The sequence below is a fragment of the Micromonospora foliorum genome (assembly GCF_022229015.1).
GTDB classification, from domain to species: domain Bacteria; phylum Actinomycetota; class Actinomycetes; order Mycobacteriales; family Micromonosporaceae; genus Micromonospora; species Micromonospora foliorum.
In genome coordinates this window covers 1-7,293 of sequence record NZ_JAKKFF010000204.1, presented here as the reverse complement: position 1 = coordinate 7,293, position 7,293 = coordinate 1, and the positions used below count along the sequence as shown (strand labels likewise).

Here is a 7,293-nt window from a genome sequence, read left to right as displayed (position 1 = left end):
ACCCGCTCGACGCCACTCCACTCACCTCGCCAACCCCAACCTGCACCAAGCTCCAACCCCCCCCCCCCACCAACCCACCCACGTTGCTCGTGAAGTTCTTGCCCCGACACGCCGAGGCAGAGAGCAATAACTTCATGCTCAACGCAGGAAGGGCGGGGGGGGGGCTGGGGGGCGGAAGGGGCGGGCCGGGCGGGAAAGGCGGGGCCCGGGGGGGGGCGGCGGGAAGGCGGCCGGGTTGGGCTGGGTGCGGGAGATTAGTGGTTGGGGGGGATTACTCGGAGGTGGCCTCGGCGGCCGGTCTGGTGGGGGTTCTCGGGACGGTTCTGGTCCGGCTCCGGGGGGCGGGGGGCCGGGCGGGCGGCTTCGCGGACCGCTTCGGCCAGCGCGACCAAGTCGTCCGTGGTGGGCGGCGGCGGCTCGAACTCGCCCTCGTGCCGGACGACGTCCCAGCCCCGCGGCGCGGTGAGGCTGCGGGCGTGCGGCTCGCACAGGTCGTACGTGTGCGGCTCGGCGAACGCCGCCAGCGGGCCCACCACCGCTGTCGACTCGTTGTAGACATAGGTCAATGTGGCGACCGCTTGCCGGGGGCAGCCGTTACGGGAGCAGCGCCGTGGTGACCTCACGTGCGGCAGGGTATCTCCATTACCGGGTCCAGCGCATCGCTTCGCGTTGCGACACGCCCGTCATGGTGATCACAGTCGACCGTCCTGGGCGCGCCGCGCCACGGGAGCGGCGCTGCCGCTGGCCAGCCCGACACGGGCGCTACCCTTTGCCTCATGACGAGCCCGGAACACCGCCGCCCCGGCTCCGGCCGGCGTGCGCATCGTGACCGGCACGGGCGTGGCCTGCGCGGACGGCTGGTGCCGGCCACCGTGCCGCTGGCGCGGACCAAGGCCGAGGTCTTCGACGACCTGGTCCTGGACACCGTGGAGACGCTGGAGCGTCGGTTCGCCAAGGAGCTGGCCGGGGTCGAGTTCGCGGTGGAGGACGTCCCACCGGACCTGAACGTCTACGACTCGGATGTGCTGGAGGACGGCGAGGTCCCGTTGGCCCGGCTGCTGCCCGGCCGACCGGGTCGGCAGGAGGTGCCGCCGCGGATCGTGCTGTACCGGCGGCCCCTGGAGTTCCGGGCGATGGACCGTGAGGACCTCGCCGATCTCGTCCATGACGTGATCATCGAACAGGTGGCGAACCTTCTCGGGGTAGACCCGGACGAGCTCGCCTGAGCCAACCGCCGAGCAGAGCCAGAACCCCGAGCAGAGCCAGAACCCCGAGCAGAGCCAAAACCCCGAGCTAGAGCCAACCCCCGAGCGGAGAGTCGGGCGGCCCCCGCCGCCCCGACCTCACACCACCTGGGCAGCCCCCCGCCCAGACCTGGCACCGCTCAGGCGGCCCCCGCCTCGATCTGACACCGCCCGGGCGGCCCCCCGCCCAGAACCTGCACCGCTCAGGCGGCCCGCCGCTTCAACTTGCGCCGCTCCCGCTCGGAGAGCCCTCCCCAGATGCCGAACCGCTCGTCGTGCCCCAGAGCGTATTCGAGGCACTCGGTCTTGACCTCGCAACGCGAACAGATCCGCTTCGCCTCGCGGGTCGAGCCGCCCTTCTCGGGAAAGAACGCCTCGGGGTCGGTCTGCGAGCACAACGCCCGCTCCTGCCACTCCGGCGCGTTTCCGAGCAGGTCGGCCACCTCAAGCTGGCCGTCCATCAAATGCCTCCTTGTCGCGCACCGGCGTCATCGCCGCTGCAACCCCCCACGCGAAAGGCGTGCTTGTCCGTCCGGTCCCGTTTTGTTGCGTTCCGTGCGAACAACCCCATTCAAATTACACGCGTGTAATGCGTGCGCCGTCAAGCCAAACTTGATAATGGAGTCGCCCTCCCGACACCCCCGGCCGGCCACTCGGACCGTCCAGCCTCGCAACCTGCCCTATCGATTCAGACCCCGGCCGAGTAACGCCCTCTCCGGCGAGTTGCCCGACTTTTCTGCCGTGGCGCTTCCCCGACGAGTCGCCGACCGGACGGCACCAGAGACCTCCACCCCTAAGCTGATCTTGGTGGGGGACAGGTTAACGCGGCGCGGCGCAGACTGCCCGTCGAGCTGCGGACAGCACTCGCGCCCCGTCCACATGATGGACGGGGCGCGGTGGTGAAACCGGTACGTCGAGGTCAGCCGGCGACCCCAAAACCGCTGCTGGGCCAGGCAAATTCGGCTATCGCTCCACCATGGACAGAAATCGTGCCGGCGGGCGTACTATCGTCCCACCAGACGGTATAGATCCCGCTCGGCAGATCGGGATAGAGCGCACTGTGGAACGAACCGTCCCGCACCCGACGTTCACGCACCGCCGAGTGGACACGCCGGTCATCGTCCCGACTGATCTCGATCTCCCGGCCGTGCAGATCCCGACCCGTGTAGACGATCAGGGCACCGGTGTCGCCGCCGAGGTCGAGGACGACGCTCCCGGTCTCCGACGGCCCGTACGCGTGCTCGTGCATCGCTCGCTCCCCGCGGCGATCAGGACGCCGCCGGCGGGTTGTTGAACCCGTCGTACGGCGTACCCAGGTAGGGGAAGTTTCCGAGGAACGGTGCGGTCACGTCGGCGGCGCTCAGCCCCGGGGTGACGGCGGCGGCCGCCGCGTCCGGTCGGAACGTCTTGTCCACGAGCGGGACGGTGACCCCGGCGATGGCCCGCAACGCGATGCTGACCACGTCGTCACCGACCCGCCGCCCGTTCGGGAACCCGGCCAGGTCGCCACCGATCACCCCGAACCGGTCCGGACGCTTCGACGGCGGGATCGCGGTGTTCAGTCGCAGCATGTCGGCCTGCACCTCGCCGGTGGCGTTGGTGAAGCCGTCGATCAGCCCGGCCGGCACGCCGGTGAGCAGGATCGCCACCAGGTCGGCTCGGGCCTTCTTCGCCTTGGCGAGTTTGTCCAGGTTGGGGAAGACGTCCGGGTAGAGCGCCGGCAGCAACGCGGCCAGCTCCGGCTGCTCGACGAACTGGGCGAACCGCTTGTCCTCCGACGGCGGCAGCGAGTTCCACAGGTCCTTCTTGGACATCGGCACGATGACCTCGTTGAACAGTGGATTGCCCAACCGCGAGACCTGGGTGAACGGGCCGGTGGAGGTGTCCGCCCCGCCCCGGTCGCCGAGCACCCGCACCTGCCGGCGCGACGCCGACGTCCACACCCCGATCACCGATGCCCGGTCGGCGGCACCGTACCGGTTGGCGCGCCGACGCACCCGCTCCAACGGCACCTGCACCGCGATGCTGTGCACGTTCATCCGGTCGGTGGCGTTGACCGGCTCCCCCTCGGCCTTGAAGATCTTCTTCCCGGCGACGTGCAGTTGCTGGAACGGCCGCAGCGTGCCGAGGTCGAAGATCGCCCCGAGGTCGACGAAGAACCCGTCGGCGCGCTGCCCGGCGAAGACCCGCTCCCCCGTGGAGAGCGAGTAGGTGGCCTGCCGCACCAGATCCGCGTACTTCGGGGTGGACAGCGGGCCGACGTTGCACGGCGGGCAGGGCAACTTGTGCGCCAGCCGGTGCTCGCGGCCGTCGGCCACCCGGGTCAGGCTGTAGAACTGCCGCCGGTTCCAGTTCTCGCTGTCAAGCGAATCGATCGGGCCGGTGTTGTAGAGAAAGCTGTTCGGATTGGTGACCTCGGTGGTGAATTCGAACCGGTAGGTGACATCCGGACGGCCGTCGCCGTCGTTGTCGATATGGATCTCGTACCGCACGTCGTCACCGAACTCGAAGAAGTTCGGGCCCCCGGAAGGGAGCTGCAACGGCACGTAGTTGGCGATCAACGTGACCGTGTCGCGTTTGTCGGGGCTGACGAACGCGTACAGGTCGGAGCTGTCGGCGACCGGATCCTTGGCTATCTCCGGGGCCTCGCGGTGGGAAGACATGACGGACCAACCTCACTGGGCGGGGACAGGATGGCGGGGCGGACGGTCGGGTCAGCGGCGGGCGGCGCGCCGCAGTCGGTCCGCCAGGCCGCGGTCGCGTACCTCGATCCGCGTCTCACCGACGAAGACGTCCATCGTTCCGGAGTCGGCGTCACGCAGGTGCACGACGATCGGTTCGTCGGCTCGACCGGCCGCGCCGGGGGCGTTCTGCGCGGCCGACAGGCCCGGCACGGTGAGCGCGGCGGCGCCGAGGGTGGCGCTGGCCGCGGCGGTCAAGGTCTGCCGGCGGGTCAGTCGCGGCCACTGCCGCTTCCGCTGATCACTGGTCATGGGCAACCTTTCCGGCGGTGGCGCGAGCGCGCCCGCGGAGACGGACGGGTCCGGTGCCGTCTCGCGACGCCGCCGGGCCCCTGAGGGGACACCGGCGGCGGTCCTCGCCACGACCGCCACCGGCACCGCGTGGTACGGCCGGTGGCGGGGAAAGGTTCGACGTCAGGGCCGGGCGTGACCGTACGCAGTCGAACGCTTGCGCGCCGGACGGCCGGCGGCCTTCGCGATGGCCCGCAACTGCTCCTCGGTACGCGCCGACCCGTTGTCGGAGCCGGCCATCCGGGAGATCGTCTCCTCCATCAGCGTGCCGCCGAGGTCGTTGCAGCCACCCTGGAGCATCGCGACCGTGCCCTCGTCGCCGAGCTTCACCCAGGAGCACTGGATGTTGTCTATCCGGCCGTGCAGCAGCAACCGGGACATCGCGTGCACCACCCGGTTCTCCCGCCAGGTCGGCCCGGGTCGGGCGATACCCGCCAGATAGATCGGCGCATTGGTGTGCACGAACGGCAGTGCCACGAACTCGGTGAACCCGCCGGTGCGGTCCTGCACCCCGGCCAGCACCCGGAAGTGCGCCAGCCACTGCCCGGGGTGGTCGACGTGGCCGTACATCATGGTGGAGCTGGACCGGATGCCCAGCTCGTGGGCGGTGCTGACCACCTCGACCCAGGCGGCGGCCGGGAGTTTGCCCTTGGTCAGCACCCAGCGCACGTCGTCGTCGAGGATCTCGGCGGCGGTGCCCGGGATGGTGTCCAGCCCGGCCTCGCGTAGCTGGAGCAGCCACTCACGGATCGGCACACCGGCTTTCGCGGCGGCGGTGACGATCTCCATGGGCGAGAACGCGTGCACGTGCATCTCGGGCACCCGGGCCTTGATGGCGCGCACGATGTCGGCGTACCCGGTGACCGGCATCTTCGGGTCGATGCCGCCCTGGAGGCACACTTCGCTGGCACCGACCGCCCACGCCTGCTCGGCCCGGTCCGCAACCTGCTCGACCGAGAGCCGGTACGCGTCGGCGTCCCGTTCACGCTGGGCGAACGCACAGAAGCGGCAGCCCACGTAGCAGACGTTGCTGAAGTTGATGTTGCGGTTGACCACGTAGGTGACGTCGTCGCCGACCGCCGCGCGGCGCACGTCGTCGGCGAGCCGGCACAGCTCGTCGAGCGCCGGCCCGTCCGCGCCGAACAACGCCAGCGCGGCGTCGGTGTGCCGGGGGTCGAGCAGCGCCGCCGGGTCGTCGGCCGCGAGCCGCAACCCGGCCGCCAGGTCACGGTCCGCACCACTCCCGGCCGGTGCCACGGGTACGCCCGCCCGGCGCGCGGTCGCCTCCGGGGTGACCTTGCCGGCGACCTCCGCCCAGTCGCCGTAGACGCTGTCGAAGTCGCCGCGCCGGTCGTCGGTGCGGCCGGTGGTGTCGATGGTGGCGTGCAGGTCGACCCGCCCGCCGAACACCTCCTCCGGCTCCTGCCAGGGCCGCCCCTGCGGCATCGCCGACTCGACCGCCATCCCCGTCGCCGGATCGGCCAGGGCACTGACGTGCGGCAACAGCCGTGGGTCGAGCCACGGGTCGCCCGCGCGGACGTACTCCGGGTAGATCGTCAGCCGCTCCCGGAGGGTGAAGCCGGCCAGCTCGCTGTGCCGGGCCAACTCCTCGATCTGCGGCCAGGGGCGCTCCGGGTTGACGTGGTCGGGGGTGAGCGGGGAGACGCCGCCCCAGTCGTCGATGCCGGCACGCAGCAGCAGGTCGTACTCGCCGGCGATGAGGTTCGGCGGGGCCTGGATCCGGGCCTTCGGGCCGAGCAGCAGCCGGGCCACCGCCACCGTGGCGGCCAGGTCGTGCAACTCCGCGTCGGGCATGCCGCGCATCGCCGTGTCCGGCTTGGCGCGGAAGTTCTGCACGATCACCTCCTGGAGGTGGCCGTACTCCCGGTGGGCGCGGCGGATCGCGAACAGCGCGTCCACCCGCTCCGCCGGGGTCTCCCCGATGCCGATCAGGATGCCTGTGGTGAACGGCACCCCGACCCGGCCGGCGTCCTCCAGCACCCGCAACCGGACCGCCGGCTCCTTGTCGGGTGAGCCGAAGTGCGGACCACCCGGCTCCGACCAGAGCCGGGTCGCGGTCGTCTCCAGCATCATGCCCATGCTCGGCGCGACCGGCTTGAGCCGTTGCAGCTCCGACCAGGACAGCACCCCCGGGTTGAGGTGCGGCAGCAGACCGGTCTCCTCCAGCACCGCGACCGCACAGGCGCGCAGGTAGTCCAAAGTCGAGTCGTAACCACGCTCGTCCAACCAGGTCCGGGCCGCCGGCCAGCGTTCCTCCGGCCGGTCACCCAGGGTGAACAGCGCCTCCTTGCACCCCTGCGCGGCACCGGCCCGGGCGATGGCCAGCACCTCGTCGCGGTCCAGGAACGGCGCCGGCAGCCGGTGCGGCACGGTCGCGAAGGTGCAGTAGTGGCAGCGGTCCCGGCAGAGCCGGGTCAGCGGAATGAAGACCTTCTTCGAGTACGTGACCACACCCGGCCGCCCGGCGTCCCGCAACCCGGCGTCGCGGATCCCACCGGCCAGCCGGAGCAGTTCGTCGAGCGCGTCTCCGCGAGCGGACAGCAGCGCGGTCGCCTCGTCGACATCCAGAGCCCGCCCGTTCGCGGCCCGGCCCAGGGCCCGCCGGACGCTCGCATCGCTCGGGCCGGATTGGGTGCGATCAACCATCCACTCACCCTATGCGCAGCGCGACGCCACCCAACCAGTCCCAGCCCGCACCGTGGGAAACGGCACCCCCGACCCCCCCCCCCCCCCGCCCCCCCCCCCCCCCCCCCCCCCCCCCCCCCCCCCCCCCCCCCCCCCCCCCCCCCCCCCCCCCCCCCCCCCCCCCCCCCCCCCCCCCCCCCCCCCCCCCCCCCCCCCCCCCCCCCCCCCCCCCCCCCCCCCCCCCCCCCCCCCCCCCCCCCCCCCCCCCCCCCCCCCCCCCCCCCCCCCCCCCCCCCCCCCCCCCCCCCCCCCCCCCCCCCCCCCCCCCCCCCCCCCCCCCCCCCCCCCCCCCCCCCCCCCCCCCCCCCCCC

At 72.1% G+C, this 7,293-nt stretch carries 7 protein-coding genes; 1 reads left to right on the top strand and 6 read right to left on the bottom strand.

Annotation, left to right across the window (positions count from 1 at the left end; all coding sequences use genetic code 11):
- Window positions 1–254: 254 nt before the first annotated feature.
- Entirely contained in the window at window positions 255–623 is a 369-nt protein-coding gene (locus tag PSH25_RS16170) for a DUF3499 domain-containing protein (protein WP_091394110.1), read from the bottom strand.
- A 153-nt stretch (window positions 624–776) separates the two neighbouring features.
- Here PSH25_RS16170 and PSH25_RS16165 point away from each other — a divergent pair, with 153 nt between their 5' ends.
- Window positions 777–1,226, top strand: a complete 450-nt coding sequence (locus tag PSH25_RS16165) for a metallopeptidase family protein (RefSeq protein WP_074316962.1) — start codon at window positions 777–779, stop codon at window positions 1,224–1,226.
- Between the two features lie 221 nt (window positions 1,227–1,447).
- Here the strand turns inward: PSH25_RS16165 and PSH25_RS16160 are convergent, their stop codons facing one another.
- From PSH25_RS16160 to PSH25_RS16140, 5 genes are all read right to left on the bottom strand, one after another.
- Window positions 1,448–1,705: a WhiB family transcriptional regulator gene (locus PSH25_RS16160; protein ID WP_007455784.1), complete on the bottom strand. Its 258-nt coding sequence runs from the start codon at window positions 1,703–1,705 to the stop codon at window positions 1,448–1,450.
- Window positions 1,706–2,163: 458 nt separating this feature from the next.
- Window positions 2,164–2,493 (bottom strand): phospholipase, encoded by a 330-nt coding sequence (locus PSH25_RS16155; RefSeq protein WP_238659877.1) that lies wholly within the window; start codon window positions 2,491–2,493, stop codon window positions 2,164–2,166.
- Window positions 2,494–2,512: 19 nt separating this feature from the next.
- Window positions 2,513–3,907, bottom strand: a complete 1,395-nt coding sequence (locus PSH25_RS16150) for a DUF4331 domain-containing protein (protein ID WP_238659876.1) — start codon at window positions 3,905–3,907, stop codon at window positions 2,513–2,515.
- Window positions 3,908–3,958: 51 nt separating this feature from the next.
- Window positions 3,959–4,237 (bottom strand): hypothetical protein, encoded by a 279-nt coding sequence (locus PSH25_RS16145; RefSeq protein WP_196921188.1) that lies wholly within the window; start codon window positions 4,235–4,237, stop codon window positions 3,959–3,961.
- A 162-nt stretch (window positions 4,238–4,399) separates the two neighbouring features.
- Entirely contained in the window at window positions 4,400–6,943 is a 2,544-nt protein-coding gene (locus PSH25_RS16140; RefSeq protein WP_238659875.1) for a bifunctional FO biosynthesis protein CofGH, read from the bottom strand.
- Window positions 6,944–7,293 lie beyond the last annotated feature (350 nt).

What these genes read in the sequence shown, in the direction of transcription:
- PSH25_RS16165 (WP_074316962.1), top strand. Translation starts at nt 777, where the DNA reads ATGACGAGCCCGGAACACCGCCGCCCCGGCTCCGGCCGGCGTGCGCAT.
- PSH25_RS16160 (WP_007455784.1), bottom strand. Translation starts at nt 1,705, where the DNA reads ATGGACGGCCAGCTTGAGGTGGCCGACCTGCTCGGAAACGCGCCGGAG.
- PSH25_RS16155 (WP_238659877.1), bottom strand. Translation starts at nt 2,493, where the DNA reads ATGCACGAGCACGCGTACGGGCCGTCGGAGACCGGGAGCGTCGTCCTC.
- PSH25_RS16150 (WP_238659876.1), bottom strand. Translation starts at nt 3,907, where the DNA reads ATGTCTTCCCACCGCGAGGCCCCGGAGATAGCCAAGGATCCGGTCGCC.
- PSH25_RS16145 (WP_196921188.1), bottom strand. Translation starts at nt 4,237, where the DNA reads ATGACCAGTGATCAGCGGAAGCGGCAGTGGCCGCGACTGACCCGCCGG.
- PSH25_RS16140 (WP_238659875.1), bottom strand. Translation starts at nt 6,943, where the DNA reads ATGGTTGATCGCACCCAATCCGGCCCGAGCGATGCGAGCGTCCGGCGG.